Origin of the sequence: Actinophytocola sp., from assembly GCF_036378875.1 — a bacterium.
GTDB lineage: Bacteria > Actinomycetota > Actinomycetes > Mycobacteriales > Pseudonocardiaceae > Actinophytocola.
Map to the genome: position 1 here is coordinate 1 of NZ_DASUVO010000153.1, position 23649 is coordinate 23649.

At 70.2% G+C, this 23649-nt stretch carries 20 protein-coding genes; 10 read left to right on the forward strand and 10 right to left on the reverse strand.

Annotated elements, in window-relative coordinates:
* The coding region (locus VF106_RS42465; protein WP_330845705.1) for a histidine phosphatase family protein at positions 1 to 408 on the forward strand (408 nt) is incomplete at its 5' end.
* Between the two features lie 27 nt (positions 409 to 435).
* On the opposite strand, the gene VF106_RS42470 is transcribed toward VF106_RS42465, so the two are convergent.
* On the reverse strand, positions 436 to 807 hold the full coding sequence (locus tag VF106_RS42470) for a TraR/DksA family transcriptional regulator (protein ID WP_330845706.1): 372 nt from the start codon (positions 805 to 807) through the stop codon (positions 436 to 438).
* A gap of 119 nt (positions 808 to 926) precedes the next feature.
* Positions 927 to 2126 carry a DUF8462 domain-containing protein gene (locus VF106_RS42475; protein ID WP_330845707.1) on the reverse strand — a complete coding sequence of 400 codons (1200 nt, stop codon included), beginning with the start codon at positions 2124 to 2126 and terminating at the stop codon, positions 927 to 929.
* A 143-nt stretch (positions 2127 to 2269) separates the two neighbouring features.
* On the opposite strand from VF106_RS42475, the gene VF106_RS42480 reads away from it, so the two are divergent.
* From VF106_RS42480 to VF106_RS42500, 5 genes are all read left to right on the forward strand, one after another.
* On the forward strand, positions 2270 to 6376 hold the full coding sequence (locus tag VF106_RS42480; protein WP_330845708.1) for a glycoside hydrolase family 38 N-terminal domain-containing protein: 4107 nt from the start codon (positions 2270 to 2272) through the stop codon (positions 6374 to 6376).
* On the forward strand, positions 6373 to 7113 hold the full coding sequence (locus tag VF106_RS42485; protein WP_330845709.1) for a DUF7158 domain-containing protein: 741 nt from the start codon (positions 6373 to 6375) through the stop codon (positions 7111 to 7113). Before VF106_RS42480 ends, VF106_RS42485 begins: the two co-directional genes overlap by 4 nt.
* A 684-nt stretch (positions 7114 to 7797) precedes the next feature.
* Positions 7798 to 8667 (forward strand): ROK family protein, encoded by an 870-nt coding sequence (locus VF106_RS42490; protein WP_330845711.1) that lies wholly within the window; start codon positions 7798 to 7800, stop codon positions 8665 to 8667.
* Between the two features lie 33 nt (positions 8668 to 8700).
* Positions 8701 to 9633, forward strand: a complete 933-nt coding sequence (locus VF106_RS42495) for a bifunctional helix-turn-helix transcriptional regulator/GNAT family N-acetyltransferase (protein ID WP_330845712.1) — start codon at positions 8701 to 8703, stop codon at positions 9631 to 9633.
* Between the two features lie 23 nt (positions 9634 to 9656).
* Positions 9657 to 10463, forward strand: coding sequence for an SAM-dependent methyltransferase (locus tag VF106_RS42500; RefSeq protein WP_330845713.1), 807 nt, complete (start codon positions 9657 to 9659; stop codon positions 10461 to 10463).
* A gap of 199 nt (positions 10464 to 10662) precedes the next feature.
* Here VF106_RS42500 and VF106_RS42505 read toward each other — a convergent pair whose 3' ends face one another.
* From VF106_RS42505 to VF106_RS42540, 8 genes are all read right to left on the reverse strand, one after another.
* Complete coding sequence (locus tag VF106_RS42505; RefSeq protein WP_330845714.1) at positions 10663 to 12489, reverse strand: phosphoenolpyruvate carboxykinase (GTP); 1827 nt, start codon at positions 12487 to 12489, stop codon at positions 10663 to 10665.
* 322 nt (positions 12490 to 12811) lie between these two features.
* Positions 12812 to 13564, reverse strand: a complete 753-nt coding sequence (locus VF106_RS42510) for a DUF6802 family protein (RefSeq protein ID WP_330845715.1) — start codon at positions 13562 to 13564, stop codon at positions 12812 to 12814.
* Positions 13565 to 13633: 69 nt separating this feature from the next.
* Positions 13634 to 15469: a dynamin family protein gene (locus VF106_RS42515; protein ID WP_330845716.1), complete on the reverse strand. Its 1836-nt coding sequence runs from the start codon at positions 15467 to 15469 to the stop codon at positions 13634 to 13636.
* A complete protein-coding gene (gene grpE / locus VF106_RS42520; RefSeq protein ID WP_330845717.1) occupies positions 15466 to 15969 on the reverse strand; it encodes a nucleotide exchange factor GrpE in 504 nt (167 codons plus the stop codon). Before grpE ends, VF106_RS42515 begins: the two co-directional genes overlap by 4 nt.
* 5 nt (positions 15970 to 15974) lie before the next feature.
* The gene (locus VF106_RS42525; protein ID WP_330845718.1) at positions 15975 to 17561 is read right to left on the reverse strand and encodes a dynamin family protein; all 1587 of its coding nucleotides are present in this window, start codon (positions 17559 to 17561) and stop codon (positions 15975 to 15977) included.
* A gap of 68 nt (positions 17562 to 17629) precedes the next feature.
* Positions 17630 to 18016 (reverse strand): GntR family transcriptional regulator, encoded by a 387-nt coding sequence (locus VF106_RS42530; RefSeq protein ID WP_330845719.1) that lies wholly within the window; start codon positions 18014 to 18016, stop codon positions 17630 to 17632.
* Complete coding sequence (locus tag VF106_RS42535) at positions 18013 to 18879, reverse strand: hypothetical protein (RefSeq protein ID WP_330845720.1); 867 nt, start codon at positions 18877 to 18879, stop codon at positions 18013 to 18015. Before VF106_RS42535 ends, VF106_RS42530 begins: the two co-directional genes overlap by 4 nt.
* Positions 18879 to 19700 (reverse strand): hypothetical protein, encoded by an 822-nt coding sequence (locus tag VF106_RS42540; RefSeq protein WP_330845721.1) that lies wholly within the window; start codon positions 19698 to 19700, stop codon positions 18879 to 18881. The genes VF106_RS42535 and VF106_RS42540 overlap by 1 nt, the downstream gene beginning before the upstream one ends.
* Before the next feature lie 131 nt (positions 19701 to 19831).
* Here VF106_RS42540 and VF106_RS42545 point away from each other — a divergent pair, with 131 nt between their 5' ends.
* The 4 genes from VF106_RS42545 to VF106_RS42560 all read left to right on the forward strand — a co-directional run bounded on the left by VF106_RS42545 (position 19832) and on the right by VF106_RS42560 (position 23569).
* Entirely contained in the window at positions 19832 to 20986 is a 1155-nt protein-coding gene (locus VF106_RS42545) for a sensor histidine kinase (RefSeq protein WP_422653105.1), read from the forward strand.
* 18 nt (positions 20987 to 21004) lie between these two features.
* Positions 21005 to 21661, forward strand: coding sequence for a response regulator (locus tag VF106_RS42550; protein WP_330845722.1), 657 nt, complete (start codon positions 21005 to 21007; stop codon positions 21659 to 21661).
* Positions 21662 to 21861: 200 nt separating this feature from the next.
* Positions 21862 to 22803 (forward strand): ABC transporter ATP-binding protein, encoded by a 942-nt coding sequence (locus VF106_RS42555; RefSeq protein ID WP_330845723.1) that lies wholly within the window; start codon positions 21862 to 21864, stop codon positions 22801 to 22803.
* 4 nt (positions 22804 to 22807) lie between these two features.
* Entirely contained in the window at positions 22808 to 23569 is a 762-nt protein-coding gene (locus VF106_RS42560) for an ABC transporter permease (protein ID WP_330845724.1), read from the forward strand.
* Positions 23570 to 23649: the final 80 nt, after the last annotated feature.

Consider the following 23649-nt stretch of genomic DNA (forward strand, 5'->3'; position numbering starts at 1 on the left):
CCGATGCCGCAGGAGCAGCGTGCGGCGGTCGAGTTCGTCGAGCGCGGTACGGACGTCGGGGACGCCGCCGAGCCGGCGGGGCCGCGGCCCGCCGCGCCCGGCGAGGGCGAGTCCCTCCACGACGTGGTGGTGCGGGTGGGACCGCTCTGGCAGGGCTTGCTGCTCGACCGTCTCCGGGCGGGCCAGAACGTGCTCGTGGTGGGGCACGGCAATTCGTTGCGCGCCCTGTGCGCGATCGTCGACGACCTCGGCGACGCCGAGCTCGAAGAACTCAACCTCCCGACCGCGCAGCCGATCGTGTACGACGTCGGGCAGGACGGCACCGCGTCTCCGCGCGGCGGGCGGTACCTGGACCCGGACCGCGCCGTGCTGGCCGCGATCAGGATCGCCTTCGAGGGCGGTACCTGACTCCGGCGGGCCGCTCTCTCGGGGCTCTCAGTGGCGTGAGGACGCGCACCGGATGCACAGGCGGGCGATGGGTCGCGCCTCGAGCCGCTCGGGTGCGATCGGCTGGCCGCAGTTCTCGCAGATCCCGTACGTCCCGGCGTCGAGCCGCTTCAGGGCGCTCGTGATCTCGTCCTGGTGGTCGCGGGCGGAGTCGAGGAGGGTGGAGGTCTGGGACCGCTCGATCGCCATCGACGCCGAGTCCTCGTCGTGGTCGTCCTCGCTGGCGCTCTCGCGCGCCGCGTGCGCGAAGTCCGACAGCGCGTGCTCCAGTCCCGCGATGCGAGCACGGGTGTGGGCGAGGTCCTCCTCGAGCGAGGCCCGGATGCGCTCGGCGAAGGCGCTGTCAGTGGTCAGTGGCACAGTCACGAACGTACCGCGGAGGTCCCGTACGCGACACTTGACGGGCACGCGAGCCCGAGATCGGGGACGGAATCATCCACGTCACGACCGTCCTGGCACCCGGGCGGATCCGGGCCGCCTCATTCCCCGGCATGCGCCCTCAGGTACCGGCCGAAGTGCGGCACCGTGAAGGCGATCCGGCCTCGTTCGGCCGAGAAGATCAGGCCCTTCTTGATGAGGCTGTCGCGCGCCGGGGACAGGGACGACGGCTTGCGGCCCAGGTGGCCGGCGATGTCCGCGGTCGCGGCGCCCTCGTCGGTCTTGCCCTTCGTCAGTTCCGCCATGGCGCGCAGGTACTCGCGTTCGGCGGGGGTGGCGCGTTCGTAGCGGGAGCCGAAGAAGCCCACCGCCAGCTCGGCCTCCGCCTCGGGGGCGGCCACACCGACGTCCTCGGCCGTGATGGGGTTGCTCGGGGCCGCGTCCCAGGCCGCTTTGGCATACGCCTGTATGAAGTACGGGTAGCCGCCCGCCGCGTCGTACAGCGCGTCCAGTGCCTCGTCGGTGATGTTCGCGTCCTCGCGGGCGACCGGGACCACGACGGCCTGGTCGGCGTCGGCACGGTCGAGCCGGTCGATACGTACGTATCGGAACAGGCGCTCGGAGTACGACTTCGACGCCGACAGCACGGCCGGCAGGTGCGGCAGACCGGCGCCCACCACGACGAACGGCGCACCCGACTGCGAAAGCTCATGGCAGGCCGCGCACAACGCCGAGATGTCGTCGGCCATGACGTCCTGCATCTCGTCGATCAGCAGCGAGACCCCGGTGCCGACGTCCTGAGCCAACTCGGCCACATCGGTGAACAGCTCCACCAGGTCGATCTCGATGTCCCCGGAGTCGGCGCGTCCCTGGGTGGGAGGCACGTCGATGCCGGGCTGCCACCGGTCCCGCAGCTTCGAGTCGCTCGGGCTCGCCCGTAGCGCGAACGCCTTCAGCACACCGAGGACGTGCTCGACGCGGTCCGGTGCGCGGTGCCGTACGGCCAGGTCACGCACGGCCCGGTGCAGTGCGGCGGACAGCGGGCGGCGGAGTCCGGCGTCCGGCCGGGCCTCGATCTTGCCGGCGCCCCAACCACGGCGGACGGCCATGGACCGGAGTTCGCCAAGTAGCACCGTTTTTCCGACGCCCCGCAGGCCCGTCAGCACCAGGCTGCGTTCCGGCCGGCCCCGCGCGACCCGTTCCAGTACGACGTCGAAGGCCGCGATCTCCTTCTCCCGCCCGGCAAGCTCGGGCGGACGCTGACCTGCGCCGGGGGCGAACGGGTTGCGCACCGGGTCCACCATCAGACCGTATCCGGCTTTCTAGCAGGATCCCGATATTGAGTGAGAAACCCCTACGGCGTGTCGGCGCCGAGCTGTCCACTGCCGGACAAGATCCTTTCGCTGGGTTGTGTGTTCTTGATCTAGCAAGCACAGTGCGAGACATGGGTGTTGTCTCCGTGGAGTCGACCGAGCTGTTCGTCGGCTCGGACACGGCTCCGCTTCAGGTTGTCCGGGTTTCCTGGGACGCGACCACGACCGCGCGCGTGCACGTCGAGGGACCGAACATCGACACCCCCGAGCCCGTCGTGGGCACCGGCCGGGCCGAGGTCGGGGTGGATACCCACGGTGCGACACCCGGCACCGTGCTGCCGGCGAGAGTCGTCATTGACGGCAATACGACTGACTTCGAGCTGACGGTCGCGGAACCGGGCTGGACCATGCACCTGATCTCCCACTTTCATTACGACCCGGTCTGGTGGAACACCCAGGCTGCCTACACCGTGGCCTGGGACGAGCTCGACTTCCCCGGCTCGCACCGCGGCGCCCGCCAGCTCGCCGGATTCGACCTGGTCCGAGCACACCTCGACCTGGCGCTGGCGGAACCGGACTACCGGTTCGTGCTCGCCGAGGTCGACTACCTCAAGCCCTACTGGGACACCTACCCGCAGGACCGTGCCGTCCTCACAAGGCTCATCGACGAAGGCCGCGTCGAGGTCATGGGTGGCACCTACAACGAGCCGAACACCAACCTCACCGACCCCGAGACGACCGTCCGCAACTTCGTTCACGGCATTGGTTTCCAGCGCGACGTGTTCGGCGCACGACCCGACACCGCCTGGCAGCTGGACGCCTTCGGGCACGACCCGGCTTTCCCCGGCCTCGCCGCCGACGCCGGCCTCACCTCCAGTTCCTGGGCCCGCGGCCCGTTCCACCAGTGGGGGCCGATGGAGAAGACCGCGGCGGGCCGGGGCGACCCGACGCGGATGCAGTTCTCCAGCGAGTTCGAATGGATCTCGCCGTCGGGGCGCGGGTTGTTGACCGCCTACATGACCGACCACTACGGCTCCGGCTGGGCGTTCGACAAGGCACCCACGCTCCACGACGCCGCCGAGGCCGCCTACCAGCTCTTCCTCGACCTGAAGAAGGTGACGATCGCCAGGCACGTGCTCCTGCCGGTCGGCGGGGACTACACGCCACCCAACAAGTGGATCACCGAGCTGCACAAGGACTGGGCGCGGCGGTATGTGTGGCCACGGTTCGTCTGCTCACTGCCGAAGGACTTCTTCGCCGCCGTACGGGCAGAGCTCGCCGAGCGCGGAGTGGCTCCGACGCCGCAGACCAGGGACATGAACCCGATCTACACCGGCAAGGACGTCTCCTACATCGACACCAAGCAGGCCCAACGCGCTGCCGAAGCCGCCGTGCTGGAGGCGGAGCCGTTCGCCGCGTTCGCCACGATCCTCGCAGGCGCGGACTATCCGGACGCCGCGCTCGCCAAGGCGTGGGTCCAGCTCGCGTACGGCGCCCACCATGACGCGATCACCGGTTCCGAGTCCGACCAGGTCTACCTCGACCTCGTCACCAGCTGGCGGGACGCGCACGACCTGGCGGTCGGCATCCGCGAGCGCGCGCTGACCGTGCTGTCGACGCTGGTCACACTGCCGGAGGGCACCGGAAAGCCCGTTGTGGTCTGGAATCCGCTCAACCACGCGCGCACCGACACGGTCACCGTGCGGCTCCCGACGACGGGCGTCACGGTCACCGACGACACCGGAGCCGAACTCCCCGCGCTCGTCGACCACGGCACGGTCACCTTCCTGGCCGAGGATGTGCCGCCGTTGGGGTGGCGGGTGTTCCGGCTCACCGAGAGCGCCGGCGCGGACCAGGGCTGGGTCGCGGTCGACGGTGGGATCGCGACCAGCGACCAGTTCCAGGTGGCCGTCGACCCCGACAGTGGCGGCGGGGTGCGCAGCCTTGTCGAGCTGAGCACCGGGCGGGAGCTGATCACGCCGGGCGCGGTCGGCAACGAGCTGGCCGTGTACGAGGAGTACCACCAGCATCCGACGTTCGGCGAGGGCCCGTGGCACCTGCTGCCCAAGGGCCCGGTGAGCACGTCCGCCACGGCGCCGGCCGACGTGACCGTCGAGCGGAGCCCGGTCGGCGAGCGGATCATCGCGAAGGGGCAGGTCGGTTCGGTTCGCTACACGCAGACGATCACGTTGTGGCACGGCGTGGACCGGGTGGACTGCACCACGACCATCGACGAGTTCACCGGATCCGACCAGCTGCTGCGCGTGCGCTGGCCGTGCGCGGTGCCGGGTGCCCTGCCGGTCAGCGAAGTCGGGAACGCCGTGGTGGGACGGGGTTTCGGGCTGATCGACGTCGACTCGGCGCAGCACCCGAGGACGCTCGACAACCCGGCGCACACCTGGTTCGGGCTGTCCGCGGCCGCGTCGCTCAGACTGGCCGACGGCGCTTTACGACCCATCGGCGTCGCGGAGATCATCGTGCCGACGGAGGCCGAAGCGGCGCCGCTGGCACGAGAACTGGCCGTCGCGCTGGCGCGTTCCGGGGTGACGTCGACCGTGAGCAGTGCTGCCGGGTCACGGTACGGCGATCTCGGCGTCGACTCGAACCTGCCGGACGTGCGGATCGCCATCGGCGGGCCGGAGGTCAACTCGTTCACGGCGGAAGTGTTGACACGGTCCGGGATCAGCGGCGACGGCGTGTTCTGGGTGCCGCCGGAGAAGCCGCTCGACGAGGTGTGGCAGCCCAGCGCCGACCTGCGGGACGCGCGTGCACTCGGGGTGTTGATCGTCCCGGCAGACCAGGTCAAGTCCATTGTGGACGATCTCGCGGACCACGTCATCGACGTCGGTGCGGGATCGCCTGGCCAGGAGCAGTACGCCGGGCGGACCGTCGCGCTGCTCAACCGTGGCCTGCCGGGCTTCGCCGTCGACACGGCCGGCACGTTGCACGCGTCGCTGTTGCGGTCGTGCACGGGATGGCCGTCGGGGGTGTGGATCGACCCGCCGCGCCGCACGGTGCCGGACGGGTCGAACTTCCAGCTGCAGCACTGGACCCACGAGTTCCGGTACGCGATCGCCGCGGGCGACGGCGACTGGCGGGCAGCCGAGATCGCCGACAACAGCGCGGAGTTCAGCCGCCCTCTTCACGCGGTGGTGACCGAGGACGGTGGCACGCGCGGCCTGCCGGCACAGGGTTCGCTGCTGTTCGCCGAGCTGGCCACCCGTGTGCGACTCGCCGCGGTGAAGGCGGCCGGCAACCCGCTGACCAGCGGCTCCGCCGCAACCGCCGACCCACGCGAAAGCCTTGCGGTGCGGCTGGTCGCGCACACGGGCGCACCCGTCACGGCGACGCTGTCGTCGGATGTGGTCACGCTGTCCGAGCTCACCTCGGCGAACCTGCTCGAAGAACCCGGCGCGCCGCTGACCGGGGAGATCACGGTTGCCGGCTGCGACGCGGTCACGGTCCTCGCGCGGCCCGCCGCCAAGTGGTCCGTTGTGGAGGGTGGGACACTTGGCCCGGAGGCGGAGCCGGCCCAGCCCTTGTACGCCAAGTACTGGCTGCACAACCGGGGTCCGGCGCCACTGGGCGGGCTGCCGATCGCGGTGCATGCCGACGTGACCGCCGACGACACGCTGACGGTGTCCGTCGCCTCGGACGCCACCGATATGGATCTGCATGGCTTCGTTCGCTTGGCCCTGCCGGACGGGTGGGTGGCCGAGCCGGCGGAACTGCCGTTCGGGTTGCCGCCGGGTGGTCACCTTCGCGGCGAGGTCACGGTGACCGCGCCAGCCGGCGCGGAGCCGGGGCGGTATCCGGTGCGGGTGCGCGCGGAGCTGGTCGGAGAGGTACCGCCGAGCTGGCGGCAGGTGGTCGAGGACGTCGCGGTGCTGTCGGTCGGTGCGGCGTTCGAGCGCGGAAACCTGCTCCGGCTGTCGGCGGACCCGGAGCCGGTTCGGTTGGCACGCGGGGAAAGCGGACGGCTCGCGGTGCGGGTGGCGTCGGAGGCGGGAGCGCCGCTCGCGCTGGAGGCCGCGGTGGTCAGCCCGTGGGGGACGTGGGATTTCGTCGGCCCGCGCGCGGTCGGCGCGGAGGTGCCGGCGCACGGGGAGGTGGAGTTGGCGTTCGACGTGACCGTGCCGGAGTGGGTGGCGCCGGGCAGCTGGTGGGCGCTGATCCGGGTGGCCGGCGCGGGCCGGTTGCTGTACTCGCCGGCGGTGCCGCTGGTGGTGACACCGTGACGGCCGTGGCATGGGTGGCCGGCGCCCCGGTCGATGTGTCCGATGTGGATGCCCGGGAGGCGGGTCTACGTGCCGGACCGGTGGCGCCGACCCTGCCGCGGGAACGGACGAGTGAGGGGCGGCAGCTGCGGCGGTGGCTCGTGCAGGTGCTCGTCGCCGAACGGTTGGTGGCGGCCGAGGCCGCCCGCCGCGGGCTCGACGAGGCTGGGGCGCCAGCGCTGTCCGAACTGGCACCCGACCGGGCCGCCATGCTGACGCTGGGGAGCGTCGCGGCCGACCTGCTGACCCGAAATCCCTTGGCACGAGCGGTGTTCGTTACGGTGACCGCGGATGTGAGCGTGCCACCTTCCGCGGTCGAGGACTTCTACCGACGCAACCCGGAGCGGTTCAGCGTGCCGGAGGAGCGGGTGATTCGGGATGCGGCTGGGCGGCGGGTGCTGCGGCGCGGCGAGCTGACCGGGCCGGCGGAGGACGCGGTTTTCGCTGCGGCGGCAGGGGAAACGGTCGGGCCGGTGCGGGATCCACTGGGGACGCACACGTTCGTGGTGGAGGAGGTGCGGCCGGCGCGGATGCTGCCCCTCGACATGAAGGCGATCGGCGGGTGGCTGGCGGCCTCGGCGCGGCGACGGGCGTTCACCGCGTGGCTGGACCTGCAGATCGCGGAGCGGGTGCGACTGGCGCCGGGATTTGAACATCCAGGCGATCCGAGCCAGCCCGACAACACGCACCGGCACTAGGAATCCGGCGCGTGGGCGGCCGCCGGCCCCCCGATCACCAGCGTAGTCGCCACCACCGACAGTTCCGGGCGACGAACGGGGAGCTGTCCACAACCGTCAGGCCGGGTGGGGCGACACCTCTCGGAGAGCGCGGGCCTTCACGTGACATGCCGGCCGGCCACGGCAATCGCCCCGCGCATGGCATACGCCGCCGCCTCGCGGCTGGCGTGAGGGCGGCCGTCGGCCCCCCGAACACCAGCATAGTCGGGATCACCGACAGTTCTAGGTGATGAACCGGGAGCTGTCCACAATCGCCTGGTCGGACCTGCATCCGGTGCCTGGAGCCTCTCGCGAGCTCCGGGCCCACCTCGGCGATCGCTTCCCGTGTAGGTGGCGTCGACAGCGCGTGAGGTTGAGCGATGTCGGCGCGCGGTATCTCGCGCGATCGTTGGCGGCAACCCGGCCCGTCCGATCCGGCAGCGGTTCGACGACGCGGCCGTCGGGGGGATGTTCGGTTCGTCGGCGACGAGCCAGCGATCGGCGGGTCGGTAATGGTCTGGGTTGTCCACAGCCTCCCCGCCGCCGGCCCCGAAAATGTCGGTCCTCCGTGAGAGAGTGGAACCGGGGGCCGGAGGCCAACGACTGCGCCACACCGTTGGCGATCCCGCTGGTGAAGCGGTCAGGGGTGCCGTTCAGGATTGCTCCATGCTTGCTCTGGACATCGGCGGCACCAAGATCGCTGGCGGCCTCGTCGACGCTGCTGGGACCTTGCTGCGGCACACCTCGCGACCCACTGGCTCGGATCCGCTCTCGTCGCTGTGCGAGGTGGTCGCCGAGTTGGACGTCGGCACTGTGGCGGGTGTGGGGATCGGGTGTGCGGGGCCCATCGACACCGTGGCCGGCACCGTCTCACCGATCAATATCCCGGCCTGGCGGGACTTCCCGCTCGTCGACCACGTCAAGGAACTGGTGGGTGCGCCCGTGGCGCTTGCCGGCGACGCGGTGTGTATGGCTCTCGGGGAGCACTGGGTCGGTGCCGGGCGTGGGTCGGACGCCATGCTCGGGATGGTCGTCTCCACCGGGATCGGCGGTGGGCTCGTGCTCGACGGGCGGCCGTTCGCCGGGCGCACCGGCAACGCCGGCCATGTCGGTCACGTGGTCGTCGAGCCGGACGGGGAGCCTTGTACCTGTGGCGGCCGTGGCTGTGCGGAGACCGTCGCCAGTGGACCCAACCTCGTTCGGTGGGCGCTGGCACGCGGTTGGGTCGGCGCTGACGCGCGGGCGTTGGCCGAGTCCGCTCGGGCTGACGATCCCGTAGCTCGGGAGGCGTTCCAGCGGTGTGGGCAGGCCGTCGCGCTCGCGATCGTGGCGACCGCCGCGGTGTGCGACCTCGACCTCGCGGTCGTCGGTGGGGGCGTCGCCCAGACCGGGGACCTGCTGTTCGAGCCCGTGCGGGCCACGCTTGCCACGCACGCCCGGCTGTCGTACCTGCGGGGGTTGCGGGTCGAGCCGGCCGAACTCGGCACCGCGGCGGGGTTGTACGGCGCCGCCGCCCTGGCATACTCTTTGACTTAGTCAAGGAATTGTTTCACGGGAAACGGGGTTGTCATGGTCGTCGACATCGCTGCCGATCGGATCGCCGCAGTTAGAGCGTTCAACCGCAGCTACACGAGGTTCCTTGGCGCACTCAACGAGCACTTACTCAACACGCCATTTTCGTTGACTGAGGCAAGGGTTCTGTACGAGTTGGGGCAGCAGAACGAGATCGAGGTGACGGCGCTGCGGCAGGCGGCCGGCCTGGACGCCGGATATCTGAGCCGCCTGCTCACTCGGTTCGCGGACAATGGTCTCGTGCGACGTGAACGGTCGCGCTCCGACGCCCGTCGGCAGGTCGTTCGGTTGACCAACAAGGGCTACGACTCGTTCCGCGTGCTCGACACCAAGTCCGTCGGGCTGATCCGCGACCTGCTCGCCGACCTGAACGACGAGGAACAGGTCCGCCTGTTGGAAGCCATGGAGCTCATCCGCAGGCGGATCGACCGGCCCGACACCAGGCCGGACGTGCCACTGCGGTCGCCGGAGCCCGGCGACTACGGCTGGGTGATCGAGCGGGAAGCCGCGCTGTACGCGGCCGAGCACGGGTTCGACTCCTCCTACGAGGCACTGGTCGCACAGATCGTGGCCGACTACCTGGACAAGCACGATCCGGAGCGCGAACGGGCGTGGATCGCGGAACTGAACGGCGAGCGGGTTGGCGCGATCTTCTGCGTACGCAAGGACGAGACCACTGCCAAGCTGCGGCTGCTGCACGTCGAGCCGAGCGCGCGTGGCGCCGGGGTCGGCTCGACGCTGGTCGACGAGTGCATCCAGTTCGCGCGGTCGGCGGGCTACCACGCGATGGAGCTGTGGACCGTGTCCGTGCTGGCCCCGGCACGGCGGATCTACCAGCGGGCCGGTTTCGAGTTGGTGGAGGAGGACAAGGCCCAGCGCTTCGGCCAGGAGCTCACCGGACAGACGTGGCGACTCGATCTTCGACGGTGAAAAACCACCCGTAATGTGGCCACATGTCGGACTCTTTGCCGGACTGGGCGCCGGCCACCGTTGACCTGGACCAACCAAGCGCCGCACGGGTTTACGACTACCTCCTCGGCGGGGCGTGCAACTTCGAGCACGACCGGGTCTTCGCCGAGAAGCTCCTCTCGACCATCCCCGAGGCGAGAGAGGTGGCCCGACGCAACCGCGCGTTCCTGCGCCGAGCCGTCCGCTTCTGCGTCGACCAGGGCATCCGCCAGTTCCTCGACATCGGCTCCGGCATCCCCACGGTCGGGAACGTGCACGAGATCGCCCAGAAAGAGGTGCCCGACTCCCGGGTCGTCTATGTGGACAGCGAGCCCGTGGCCGTCGCGCACAGCCTCCTCATCCTCGATGGCAACGAGTACGCCGGCGCCGCGCAGGGGAACCTCCTCGACGTGGACGGCGTGCTCGGGGCCGAACCCGTGCGACGGCTGCTGGACTTCGACCAGCCGATAGCCGTGCTGATGGCGGCCGTGCTGCACTTCGTGCCGGACTCGGCGAACCCGGGAGCCGCCGTCGCCCGGTACGTCGACGCCATGGCGTCGGGGAGCTACCTCGTGCTCTCCCACGCGGCGAAGGTCGATCTGCAACGCTCGCAGGACGGCTGGAAGATGTACAACAGCACCAGCACTCCCGGCGGCGGGCGCACCCGTGAGGATGTCGCCGCGTTCATGGCCGGCACGGAGCTGGTGGAGCCTGGGGTCGTGTGGCTGTCTGAATGGCGGCCGGGGTCGCTCGATGACACCACCACACCGGAACGGTCGATCGGCTACGCCGCGGTAGGGCGCAAACCCTAGCGATCACCCGATCGGAGGCTTGTGGACAAACTGCGTGTCCGGCGGATGACATCTCCGTGTCCGACGGGTGTCGCCGGCATTGCGCCTGGTCAGAAACGGGGTCCGGATCAGTGGGCTGTGCACAGGGTTATCCACAGGTTGTGGACAAACGAAGCGGGGACCACTCTGACAGGTGATCCCCGCTCGTTCTCAGTAACGACTACTCGGCCAGCCGGGTCCTGAGCGTTTCCAGCTCGGCGCGCAGCAGCGTCGGCAGCTTCTCGCCGATCTTCTCGAACCACTCCTCGATCAGCGGAAGCTCGGCACGCCACTCGTCAGCGTTGACCTCGAGTGCCGCCTCGATGTCCGCCGTCGGCGCGTCCAGCCCGTCGAGGTCCAGGTCGCCGGCGGTCGGGACATAGCCGATCGGCGTCTCCACCGCGGCTGCCTTGCCTTCCAGCCGCTCGACGGCCCACTTCAGCACCCGCGAGTTCTCGCCGAAGCCCGGCCACAGGAACCGCTTGTCGTCGCCGCGACGGAACCAGTTCACGTAGAAGATCTTCGGCAGCTTGTCCGCGTCGGCGCGCTTGCCGGTGTCGATCCAGTGCTGGAAGTAGTCACCCGCGTGGTAGCCGATGAACGGCAGCATGGCCATCGGGTCGCGCCGGACGACGCCGACCTTGCCCTTCGCGGCGGCCGTGGTCTCCGACGAGAGCGTGGCACCCATGAACGTGCCGTGCTGCCAGTCCCGCGACTCGGTCACGAGCGGGATGGTGTCGGCGCGCCGGCCACCGAAGAAGATCGCCGAGATCGGCACGCCCTTCGGGTCGTCCCACTCCGGCGCCAGGATCGGGCACTGCGACATCGGCGTGCAGTACCGCGAGTTCGGGTGCGAGGACGGTTCGTCCGACGACGGGGTCCAGTCCTGCTTCTTCCACGACGTCAGGTGCGCGGGCGGCTCGCCCATGCCCTCCCACCAGATGTCGCCGTCGTCGGTGAGGGCGACGTTCGTGAAGATCGAGTTGCCCTTCTCGATCGTGCGCATCGCGTTGGGGTTGGTGTGGTAGTCGGTGCCCGGCGCGACGCCGAAGAAGCCGGCCTCCGGGTTCACCGCGTACAGCCGGCCGTCCTCGCCGAACCGCATCCACGCGATGTCGTCGCCCAGCGTCTCGACCTTCCAGCCGGGAATGGTCGGCTGCAGCATCGCCAGGTTGGTCTTGCCACACGCGCTCGGGAAGGCCGCCGCGACGTAGTAGACCTTGTTCTCGGGCGAGATCAGCTTGAGGATCAGCATGTGCTCGGCGAGCCAGCCCTCGTCGCGGCCCTGCACAGAGGCGATCCGCAGCGAGTAGCACTTCTTGCCCAGCAACGCGTTGCCGCCGTAGCCGGAGCCGTAGCTCCAGATCTCGCGGGTCTCAGGGAACTGCGAGATGTACTTCTCCGTGTTGCACGGCCACGGCACGTCGTCCTCGCCCGGCTCGAGCGGGGCACCGACGGAGTGCAGCGCCGGCACGAACTCGCGTTCGGTGCCGTCCGGTGCGATGAACTGCTCGAGCGCCTTGGTCCCCATCCGAGTCATGATCTTCATCGAGACCACGACGTACGCCGAGTCGGTGAGCTGCAGACCCAGCATGGGTTTCTCCGCGGTGAGCGGGCCCATGCAGAACGGGATGACGTACATCGTCCTGCCCCGCATCGAGCCGCGGTACAGCTCGGTCATGGTGGCCTTCATCTCGGCAGGCGCCACCCAGTTGTTCGTCGGGCCGGCGTCGGCCGGGTCGACCGAGCAGATGAACGTGCGCTGCTCGACGCGTGCGACATCGTCAGGATCCGACGCGGCCCAGAACGAGTTCGGCTTCTTCTTCAACCGCGTGAAGGTGCCCGCCTCGACGAGCTGATCGGTCAGGCGGGTCCACTCCTGGTCGGAGCCCTCGACCCAAACCACCTCGTCCGGGGTGGTGAGCTCGGCCACCTCCCGGACCCAGGAAAGAAGCCCATGGTGGGTAGTCGGTGCGTGGTCCACTCCTGGGATTGCCACTGCCGTCATCTTCGCTTCATCTCCTGACTGGACGCCGCCGAATGCATCTAGGACGCCTTCGTCCGATATCCGGACAACGACGTCCTGGGTGTACAAACGGCGAAGCACCCGTCCGTGGCTTGGACGGGACCTCGCTGGGGGATGCCTCTGAGGTTAACCGGGCGACACGCAGGTAAACGAGAACTGGCGTGTCGGGTGGGCCACAAGACCGATTTAGGTATCGATTCAGCACCCAGACGTACGAGTGGTCTACCGCACAGAAACCGATCCCGGCAGGCAGAGCGCCCACCGGGATCGGTTGATGTTGCGTTAGGTGCCTAAGTGGTACAGGTCACCCCTGTGCCCAGACGGCGTCAGAAGAGGCCGAGGACGAGGTGCTGTCGGACTCGTAGTTGCCCTGCTCGTCGATGTGGCCGGTCTCGGTGGTGGTCCACTCGTCGTCACCGGTGTGCTCGGCCACGGTGACGTCGCCGTCCGACTCGATGACGACCGCCTGGTCGGCCGCGCCGTCGCCGTCCACGTCGGTGAACGCGTAGGTCGTGCCGTCCGAATCGGTCACCACGGAGGTGTCGTTCGTGCCGTCACCGTCCGTGTCGTACGTGGGCGGACCCGCCTCCACGTCCTCACCCGGCAGGTCGACGGACATGCTCTCGCCGTCGCCGGAGGTCTCGGTGGTCGAGTCGTCGGTGGTGTCCGTCGCGTCGGTGCTGTCGGTGCCGGACCCATCGGCTCCGTCAGCGCCGTCACCCGTCGGCGTCGGCAGGCTCTCCACGTCCTCGGCGGCCCACTCGCCGGTCGACTCGTCGTACTCCGCGCCCCCGACGACGTTACCGTCCGCGTCGTACTCGACCGCGACGTCCGCGGTGCCGTCACCGTCCGTGTCCGCGAACGCGAGGTAACCGTCCTCGGTCTCCACCACCGCGGTGTCGTTCTGACCGTCACCGTCGTAGTCGTAGTTCTCCTCGGCGGCGTACTCCTCGCCGTCGATCTCGACCGTCAGGTCGTCCTGACCGGCGGTGTCCTCGGTCGTGTCGTCAGTGGTGGTGTCGGTGGTGTCGGTCGAGGTGTCGTCGTCCACGTACACGGGGTGCCCCCTTCAAGTGGTCTTGTGGCAGGTAGGACTCATGGTGAGCCCGGTCGGTTCCATGGGTTTTCACGCGCGGTCCCGGACCGATCGGATGCTCGCCAGCAGCTTCTCGGCCCGGTCTCGGCCGGCGGTCACGTCGGCCAGGCGCTTGTTCACCAGGTTGAGGCGCTTCGTCCGTTCGGCGGTGTCCAGGCGCAGTGCCTTGTCTACCTCACGCAGCTCCTCTTCGATACCCGCAATTCTCTTACCGAGGGCCTCGTCGAGTGAAAGAGCGAGTTGCTGCTCAGCTGCGATGAGCTGCTCGGCCACCAGCTGGTCCACAGTGGAGCGCGCGTCGGCGATGGCTTCGCCGAGCCACTGCTTCATGTGGGTCTTGTCGGCGGAGTGCTTGCGTGTCTTGGACAGCCACCACCCCGCGCCGAGCGCGATCGCGATCGTCGGCACCAGCAGGATCGGCCCGCCGATCAGGCCGATCAACGGTGCGGTCGCCAGCTTGCCGGCGCTGAACCCACCGGTCACACCCATGAACACGAGCAGCTGGTCCTCGGTGCTCGGCGGGCGCTTCTCGGCCTGCCGCACGACGATGGGCGTGTTCGACTTCGCGAACTGGGCGCGGATCACCGCGACCTCGTCGGTCGTGAACAGCTCACCGAGCACGACCTCGGCCACCTGGTTCAGCCTCCAGGCCACCGACTGGCTGATCCGGCCGGACACCATCTGCAGCGCGGCGTCGACCTGCTGCGGCATCCCCCGCAACATGTCCTTGTCCGCGGCGTCGATCGCCTGGCGGAACCACGACTGCACGTCCCGCATCTGCCGGGCGACCTCGTGGTTGTTCTCGACGCGGGTGCGCTGGATCTCGGTGCGCATCCGCACCTGCCAGCCCTTGGTGGACGAGCGCCGCTCGGTGGTCAGCTCCTCCTTGCGGACGCGGAGCTTCTCGGCCTCGTCCTCGCCGGTGGACAGCGCGCGTTTCTCGGCCTCGAGCCGGACGTTCAGCTCGTCGAGCGCCGTGGCCAGCGCACGCATGGTGTTGGCCTCGCCGAGCATGACCGAACGGCCGTCGAGCAGGCCGGTGAGTGCCGTCCGCAGCTCCTCGACACCCGACCGGTCCCGCAGCATGGCCGCGGCCTCCGGGTTGGGCGCCTTCGCGGCCATCTCGTACATGCGGGCGGAGACGGGGTGGAACGTGGCGCCGGCGAACCGGGGCGCGTGCTCGGCCAGCAGCGCCTGGTCCGCCTCGAGCACCTGCCGCCAGCCGCGGTACTGGTCCACCTTGGACAGCGCGAACACCACGGTCTCGACGTTCTCGCCGACGGTCGCGAGGAAGTTCAGCTCGCCGATGGTGAACGGCGCGGACGCGTCGACCACGAACAGCAGAGCGGTCGCGGACGCGGCGGCCTCCCTTGCCAGCTCGCCGTGCATCGAGTCGAGGCCGCCGACCCCCGGGGTATCCACAATGGACACCTTCTGGAGGAGCTCGGCCGGGCCGTCGATCTCCACGTACCTCGGCGGCAGCTGGCCGGCCGGCAGCTCGTGGGCCGCGGACACCCAGCTGACCAGCTCGGCAAGCTCCACCGGCACGGGTGCGAGCTGGCCCGGGTAACAGGCGCGGGCCGTCCACTCCTCGGCGTGCCCGAACATCAGGTAGGTCGCGGTGGCCACCTCGGCGTCCACAGGGGACAGTCCAGGTTGGCCGATGAGCGCGTTGACGAGCGAGCTCTTGCCCCGGTTGGTCTCCCCGACCACCACCGCGGACGGCGTGCCCTTGCGCTTGGCGCGGAACTCCTCGACCCAGCGGGCCGAGTCGGGGTTGATCTCCTTGAGCAGGGTCAGCAGCTTCTCGCGAGTCGCCTTGACCTGCTGAGGTAACGATGGCTTCGGCTGGGCCGGCGCACTCACGATGCACTCTTGCTGTAGACGGTCACGATCGGCGCCCGCAGCACCTCACCCCGGTCCGCGAAGCCGACCACCTCCGTCTCGGCCACCACGCCGTCGAGCGTCTCGTCGGCGGTGGCGACCGTGCCGCCGGCCTCGTGGTGCGCGGGGTCGAACCGTGCGCCGTCCGGGCGGATCGCGGAGACGCCGACGCCGGCGAGACCTTCCTCGAGGCGTTCGACGACGCCGGGGCTCTTGGCCCGGTCGAGCGCGTAGAGGCACAGCTGCACCAGGGACTTGCGTTCCGCGAGGACCTGGTCGAGCCCGTTCGGCGGCTGCGCGTCCGGCTCGGTGAAGTCCCCGCCGGCTACCACGCCGTCGGCGGCGATCCCGGCCTGCGGACCGACCTGCTGCTGCGGTTGGTGCTCGGCCGCGCGGATCGCGTTGGCGATGACGTGGGCGTTCACCTCGATGGTCGACTCGTCCGGCTCCGCCGTGTCACGGCGCTTGAACCACGATGCCATGTGCCTCATCCCGCCTGTTCGCGAAGCTGTTGCCAGATAAGGAAGTACGCGCGGTGCACGACGTGCGCGACGCGGCTTTGAGCTGGGGTCGCGCCGAACGACGCGAACGACCGCCACCACCCGGCCCGCTCGAGGGCGTAGGCGGACAGCTCCTTCGCCGGTCTGCCCTTCATGCCGAGCTGCTCGCCGATGTCGGCGCTGCTGCCCACCCGGAGCACCTCCTCGGCGAGGTCCTCTGGCATGGCGACCGCGCCGGACGTGACGAGCGTGAGCGCTTCGAGCAGCCGCAGCTGGTGTGCTTCCGGCTTGGCCAGCAGCACCTCGATGGCGTCGTGGACCCGCTGCCGCTCCCCCGGGTCGCCGGAGGCGTGGGCAAGCGCGGTGACCGACGCGAGCGCGGCGGCCGCCTTGATGCCGTCCGCCCTGGCGCGGAACACCGCGTCGAGCCGGCCGCGGACACCCGCGAGACCCGAGGCGTTCAGCAGCGTCCTGCGCAGTGCGCCTGCGGTCAGCTCGGGGTCGCGGCGCAGGGCGTCGACGCCAGTGCGGATGCCGAAGAGGTCCAGCTTCTCCAGCAGGCGCATCCTGGTGCCCTCCGCCACCTCGCAGTCCCAGGTGGTGAAGATGTCCGCGGACATCAGCATGGTTTCCCAGGTCGCGTCGTCCAGTTTGGACAGGGAGCGTAGCGCGTCGGCGTCGGCCGAGGTGAAGTTTCCGGTCTCGGCCGACTCGGCGATCAGGCCGATGACCGGGATGACGTCCGCGACGCGTGGCTTGAGCGTGGCCGCCTGCTTCTCGGCGAGCAGGCTCGCGGCCTTCCACACGTCGCCGTCCGAACCGGACACGGACTCCGCGGCGATCGTGTCGGCCTTGTTCAGCACGGCGATGGCGTTGACCGGACCGGCCTCGCGGCTCGCGGTGGCGGCGGTGAACGCGGCCAGCGCCTGCTGGTCGTCGGCACGCACGCCCTGGGTCACGACGTAGAGCACGGCCTCCGCACCGGCGACGGCGTTGCGGGAGGTGTCGTCGAGCTCGTCGCCGCCCTCCTCGGCGTTCTCCTCATCGTCTTCTGGCGCGCGGTGCTTGGCGGCGCCGAGAAGCTGCTCGGTGCGCTTGACCGAGGCCGCGTCGAGCGAGCCGAGGCCGGGCGTGTCGATGACCGTGAGGTCCCGCAGGACGGCGTTGGTCAGGTACGCCTCCAGGTGCGACACCTTGTCGAAGTCGACCTCGAGGTCGTTGGGGATCATGCCGTCGGCGGAGAACGGCAGCACCTGCTTGCGGCCGTCGTCGAACACGATCTCGACGCGGTCGACGGTGCCGTACTGGAAGCGGGTGACCAGGCGGGTGCACTCACCGACGTCCGTCGGCGCGACCCGACGCCCGATCAACGCGTTGACCAGCGTGGACTTGCCGGACTTGATGCGCCCTGCGACCGCGACCTGCAGGGGTGCGGACAACCGGCGCAACACCTCGCGGAACCCGGCGGCCGTGCGTGCGGAAACCTGCGGTTGCAGCCGCGTGCACAGGTTGGCCACAGCGGCCGACAACGGACCGGCCAGGTGCTGCTGCGGCTGATCGGTCACCGTCGTCATCTCACCCCTTATTCGTGATTCATGCACCGCTGATCGTGCCATGCTGGCCCGGCGATCGGGGTCAGGTCCTACTGATCCGGCGGCCACGCCGCGTGCACGGCGGCGGCCGCGGTGTGCGGGTCGACGCCCAGCTCGGCGGCACGGGCGGCGTACGCGGTCGCCGCCTCGGCGAGCGCGGCGGACAGAGCGGAGGGACGCGGGGCGGGCGGCACCGCGGCGACGACCGTGCCCTGCCGGCGCCCGGTCCGCAGCAGGCCGCTCGCCTCCAGTTCCCGGTAGACCCGCGCGATCGTGCCGGGGGCGAGGCCGAGGTCCCCGGCCAGCTGGCGGATCGTGGGCAACCGGCTGCCGACCGGCAGCACCCCGGTGCGGATGAGCCGCAGCAGTTGGTCCCGCACCTGCCGCCACGGCGCGACCCCGCTGCCGGGGTCGACGACGACACGGGGCGCGGTCACCGTCTCGCCGCGGTGAGCGCCCGGTGGGTCGGGTTGGCGACCCAGATCCAGCACACGACCGCGCCGAGCACCGCGACCACGCCGACGGCCTGGCTGGCCGAGCCGAACCAGCTGACGAACCACGCCGGGAGGCCGGGCTCGCGCGGCCCCAGGTTGAGGAGGAACCGGACCCGGTCGGCCGCCTGCGCCACCGCGAGCCCGAGCCAGCCGATGCCGATACCGACCGCGACCCGTGCGGTCCTGGTGCGCAGGGCCGCGTCGACCGCCGCGTCGGCGACCGAGGGCCGACGCACGGCGAGGTGGACCAGCAGCACCATCAGCGCGACGGCCGCGGCGGCGAAGCCGCGCGCGAGCCAGCCGGTCGCTGGGGACATCTCGTCGTTCGGTGGCAACGCGGCGGCGAACCGGTCCGCCCACGGTCGCGCCACGAGACCGGCGACCGACCACGTCACGGTGAGCACCACCAGCACCCCCGCGACGACCACCGCCCAGCGGGGCACGAGGTCACGCCAGCCACGGGGGTCCAGCGAGGCGACCCGGACACCGCTGACCGGCCGGACGGTGGCGACCACCTCGGCGACGAGCATGGCCACGAGCAGCGGCATGAAGATCTTGAGGACCGGCTGGCCCGCGTCGTGCCACAGCACCCGGTCGACGAGCGGTGGTACGACCACGAAGAGCACCGCGTAGAGGATCCGGCGTTGCCACAGGTAACGGACCGCCTCGTCTACCTGGTCGGGCCGCGGTTCCGGGACGCCCCAGTCCCGCAGCAGCCGGAAACCGGTCCGCTCGGTGGGCCACATGACGACGAGCAGGACGCCGACGGGGAGCACGACGTTCGTCAGCCACCAGGGCACTGCCATCACCCCTTGCGTGCGAGCGAGCGGCGGCTGGGCACCGCCACCCACAGCCAGCAGACGATCGAGACGGCGAACGCGATCACACCGGCGGCCTGCGCGATGTCGCCGAACCAGTCCGCAGGCGGGTGCTCGGGTTCGGCGATGTTGACCACGCTGTACCGCTGGCCGGCGAGCTGCGCCGAGGCGCCGAGCCATCCGAACCCCAGCCCGATCGCGACCCGGGCGGTCCGTGCCCGCAGGGTGGCGTCCACCTCCTCGTCCGCGACCGACGGCCGGCGCACCGCGAGGTGGACGAGCAGGCCCACCAGCGTCACGCACGCGACGACGTACCCGAGCGCCGTCCACGACGTCATGCCGATGTTCGCGTACCGCCCCGCCGGTGGCTCGATGACCAGGCCGGACACGGCCAGTCCCGTGGTCAGCACGACCAGCACCGCCATGGTCGGGATCGCCCAGCGGGGCACCAGGTCCCGCCACTCGCGCCGGGTGAGCAGGGCGACCCGCACCCCACTCGCCGGCCGGACGGTGGCGACCAGTTCGGCGATCAGCATGGCGACCAGCAGCGGCACGCAGATCCCCACGCCGGGCGCGTCCGAGCGGAGCACCGCCCCGGCGACCAGACCGCTGACCACGAACAAGCCGACCGCGAGCAGGCGTCGCCTGCGCAGGTAGCGAATGGCCTCGTCGACCTGGTCCGGCCGAGGGTCCGGGATGCCCCAGGTCCGCAGGAGCCGCTTGCCGCTGTGCGACGTCGGCCACAGGGCGAGGAAAACCGCGGTGACGACGGCGACGTAGACGACGGTCCGCTCGAGCCAGTCCGCCATTTTGTATCACCCCCTTGATACAAAGTATCGGGCCGGTCAACCCCAGGGCGTAGTGATGATCAGACCGCAGCGTGACGCCGGTCCGGCGCCGGAGTGCCTACGCTCTGGTCGTGCGGCGGTTCAGCCTGTGGATGAAGGCACACCCGATGGTCGGCGACACGCTGCTCGCCGCCCTCATCGCCTCGTTCGACCTGCTGCTCCTCATCGCCAGGGTCGTCGAACCGCAGACCGAGCCGAGGCCGGCGGTCTGGTACGTCACACTGCCGGTGATCGCCGGCGTGGTCGTCCCGCTCGTGTTCCGGCGCCGGCACCCGATCATCGCCGCATACCTGACGCTCGCCGTCGGGATACCGCACTCACTGTTGATGATCGGCGTCGCGAGCATGATCACCCAGTGCGTCGCGCTGTACACGCTGGTCGCGTACGTCAGCCGCCGGGCGGCGCTGCTGTACCTCGCGGTGGGTGAGGTCATCGCGCTCATCCAGACACCGTGGCAGCACCCGGAAGAGTGGGTCGTCTCCCTGATCGTGATCAACCTGTCGGTCGCGTTCTCCTGGGCGCTCGGCGAGTTCAACGGCGCCCGCCGCGCCTACAACGCCGAAGTGGAGCAGCGGCTGCGGCTGCTGGAGACCGAACGCGACCAGCAGGCGCGGATCGCGGTCGCGGAGGAGCGGGCACGGATCGCCCGCGAGCTGCACGACGTCGTGGCACACGCGGTCAGCGTGATGGTCGTGCAGGCGGACGGCGCCGCCTACGCCGTGCACACCCAGCCAGAACTGGCCGAGCGCGCGGTCAAGACCATCTCCAGCACCGGCCGCGAGGCGCTCACCGAGCTGCGCCGCCTGCTCGGCGTGCTGCGCAGCGAGCAGGCGGACGGCGAACGCACCCCGCAGCCGGGGACCCAGTCGCTGTCCGACCTCGCCGAGCGGGTGCGGACGGTCGGCCTGCCCGTCCAGCTCGACATCGTCGGCAACATCGACGACCTGCCCGCCGGCGTGGGGCTCGGCATCTACCGGATCGTGCAGGAGGCCCTCACGAACTCGCTCAAGCACGCCGGCCCCGGCAGCTCCGCCGCCGTCCGCGTCGAACGCGACGGCGAGCGGGTTCAATTGTCCATTGTGGACAACGGGCACCGGGCGACCGGCACGCTCGTCGGGGTGTCCGGCGGCAACGGGTTGATCGGCATGCGGGAGCGCGCGCTGGTGTTCGGCGGCACGCTCGAGGCCGGCCCGAGGGCAAGCGGGGGCTGGCAGGTAAACGCGATCCTGCCCATCGGGAACTCGTGAGGCGATAGTTTGGGCTACGTGATCAGGGTGGTGCTCGTCGACGACCAGGAGCTGATGCGTGCCGGCTTCCGCATGGTGCTCGGCGCGCAGGACGGCATGGTGATCGTCGGCGAGGCCGGCAACGGCGAGGAGGCCGTGCGGCTGGCCGAGGAGCAGCGCCCGGACGTCGTGCTCATGGACGTGCGCATGCCCGTGCTCGACGGCGTCGAGGCCACGAAGCTGATCACCGAACGGGGACTCGCGAAGGTGCTCGTGATGACCACGTTCGACCTCGACGAGTACGCGCTCTCCGCGCTGCGCAACGGCGCGAGCGGCTTCCTGCTGAAGGACACGCCGTCGGTGCAGCTGGTGGCCGCTCTGCGGTCGGTGGCCAGCGGCGACGCCGTCGTCTCGCCGAGCGTGACGCGCCGCCTGCTGGACCGCTTCCTCGGCTCGGGCGGCGGCGACCTGCGGGACGCGGCCGTGCTCGACGTGCTGACCGAACGGGAGCGCGAGGTGCTCCTGCTGATCGCGCAGGGCCTCTCCAACACCGAGATCGCGCGGAAGCTCTTCCTGTCCGAGGCCACGGTGAAGACCCATGTCGGCCGGGTGCTGTCCAAACTGGAACTCCGGGACCGGGTGCAGGCGGTCGTGCTGGCCTACGAGACCGGCCTCGTGCGGCCAGGCGAGGCGTGAAGTCCGTTCTGAGTGTGATCTCAGGGTCGATGATTCAGGGTTCCCTCAGGGTGGATACCGGAGTCGCCCACCTTTGGGTTGATAGAGCCTAGTCCCAGAAGTTGACCTGAACTGGCGACCTCAGGTGGACGTGCGAAGACACCGTGTACCGCCAGGATTTTGCTTCACGGGGACCACACGGACATTCCAGGGAGAAGACCATGATTGAGGCAGTCGGCCTCAGCAAGCGGTACGGAAAAACGTTAGCCGTCGACAACCTGTCGTTCACCGTTCAGCCGGGCCGGGTCACCGGCTTCCTCGGCCCCAACGGCGCCGGGAAGTCCACCACGATGCGGATGATTCTCGGTCTGGACGCGCCGACCGGCGGCGACGTCCGCATCGACGGCCAGAAATACCGGCAGCTGCACCAGCCGCTGCGGAAGATCGGCGCGCTGCTCGACGCCAAGTGGGTGCACCCGAACCGGTCGGCCCGCGCCCACCTGCGCTGGCTCGCCAAGTCCAACAAGCTGCCGGCGAGCCGCGTCGACGACGTGCTCGAGCTGGTCGGCCTCACCGACGTCGCGAACCGCCGCGCCGGCGGGTTCTCGCTCGGCATGAGCCAGCGCCTCGGCATCGCCGCCGCGCTGCTCGGCGACCCGGAGGTGTTGCTGTTCGACGAGCCGGTCAACGGCCTGGACCCGGAGGGCATCCTCTGGATCCGCCGGTTCATGCACCGGCTCGCGGACGAGGGCCGCACGGTCTTCGTGTCCAGCCACCTGCTGTCGGAGATGGCGCTCACCGCGCAGGAGCTCGTGGTCATCGGCCGCGGCAAGCTGATCGCGCAGTGCAGCACCGAGGAGTTCGTCGCGCAGGCCACGGAAAGCACCGTGCTGGTGCGCAGCCCGCAGCTCGCGCTGCTGCGTTCCGCGCTGGGTCAGCAGGGCGCGACCGTCCGCGACGAGAGCGACAGCCTCGTGGTCTCCGGCATGGAGACCGCCGACATCGGTGAGCTCGCCGCCGCCAAGGGGATCGTGCTGCACGAGCTGAGCCCGCAGCGCGGCTCGCTCGAGGAGGCCTTCATCCAGCTGACGGGCGACTCCGTCGAGTACCACGCCGCGGTGACCGACGCCGTCCCCGCCGACCTCATCACCGCCGGGAAGTGACCTCATGACTCTGCTCGCCGTCGAACGGATCAAGCTCTTCACCACGCGCTCGCCGCTGTGGTGCACCCTCGCCGCCGTCGCGGTCACCGTCGGCTTCGCCGCCCTGATCGCGGGAGTGGACAGCGACAGCCCGGCCACCGTCGCCTCGTCGCAGTTCGGCGCCAACTTCGGCCTGATGGTGATCATGGTGATGGCCACGCTGGCGATCACCACCGAGTACCGGTTCGGCACGATCCGGGCCACCTTCCAGGCGATCCCCAACCGAACCGGCACACTGCTGGCCAAGACCACGGTCGTCGCGCTGTTCGCCGGGGTGATCGGCGAGGTCGTCGCGTTCGGCTCGCTCGCGATCACCAAGCTCCTCCAGTCTTCCGCCGACCTCGCCGTCAACACCGCCTTCGAGTGGCGGGCCGTCGCCGGTGTCGGGCTGGTCTACGCCCTCTCGGCCGTGATCGCGGTCGCCGTCGGCACCCTCATTCGCCACTCCGCCGGCGCCGTGTCGCTGCTGCTGATCTACTCGCTGCTCGTGGAGAGCCTGGTCGCCCTGATCCCGAACGTGGGCGTCGACATCCAGAAGTGGATGCCGTTCCAGATGGCCAACATGTTCATCGCCGGTGACCCGGACCCGACCGGCCGGGCCATCACCGAGGGCCCGCCGCCGGCCGCCGCCGGGCTGGGACCGTGGGGGGCGCTCGCCTACTTCGCCGGCTTCGCGGTCGTGATGCTCGGGATCGCGTTGTTCACCGCCAACAAGAGGGACGCGTAGCGCTCGGGGGAGCGCTGACGCAGACGGGGGCAGGAGACCCGGGTCGCCATTCGGGGGGCGGCTCGGGTCTCTTTGTGGCT

Coding starts and splice junctions, on each gene's coding strand:
- VF106_RS42480 (WP_330845708.1), top strand. CDS start 2,270: ATGGGTGTTGTCTCCGTGGAGTCGACCGAGCTGTTCGTCGGCTCGGAC.
- VF106_RS42490 (WP_330845711.1), top strand. CDS start 7,798: ATGCTTGCTCTGGACATCGGCGGCACCAAGATCGCTGGCGGCCTCGTC.
- VF106_RS42495 (WP_330845712.1), top strand. CDS start 8,701: ATGGTCGTCGACATCGCTGCCGATCGGATCGCCGCAGTTAGAGCGTTC.
- VF106_RS42500 (WP_330845713.1), top strand. CDS start 9,657: ATGTCGGACTCTTTGCCGGACTGGGCGCCGGCCACCGTTGACCTGGAC.
- VF106_RS42505 (WP_330845714.1), bottom strand. CDS start 12,489: ATGACGGCAGTGGCAATCCCAGGAGTGGACCACGCACCGACTACCCAC.
- grpE (WP_330845717.1), bottom strand. CDS start 15,969: ATGGCATCGTGGTTCAAGCGCCGTGACACGGCGGAGCCGGACGAGTCG.
- VF106_RS42525 (WP_330845718.1), bottom strand. CDS start 17,561: ATGACGACGGTGACCGATCAGCCGCAGCAGCACCTGGCCGGTCCGTTG.
- VF106_RS42535 (WP_330845720.1), bottom strand. CDS start 18,879: ATGGCAGTGCCCTGGTGGCTGACGAACGTCGTGCTCCCCGTCGGCGTC.
- VF106_RS42540 (WP_330845721.1), bottom strand. CDS start 19,700: ATGGCGGACTGGCTCGAGCGGACCGTCGTCTACGTCGCCGTCGTCACC.
- VF106_RS42545 (WP_422653105.1), top strand. CDS start 19,832: ATGAAGGCACACCCGATGGTCGGCGACACGCTGCTCGCCGCCCTCATC.
- VF106_RS42555 (WP_330845723.1), top strand. CDS start 21,862: ATGATTGAGGCAGTCGGCCTCAGCAAGCGGTACGGAAAAACGTTAGCC.
- VF106_RS42560 (WP_330845724.1), top strand. CDS start 22,808: ATGACTCTGCTCGCCGTCGAACGGATCAAGCTCTTCACCACGCGCTCG.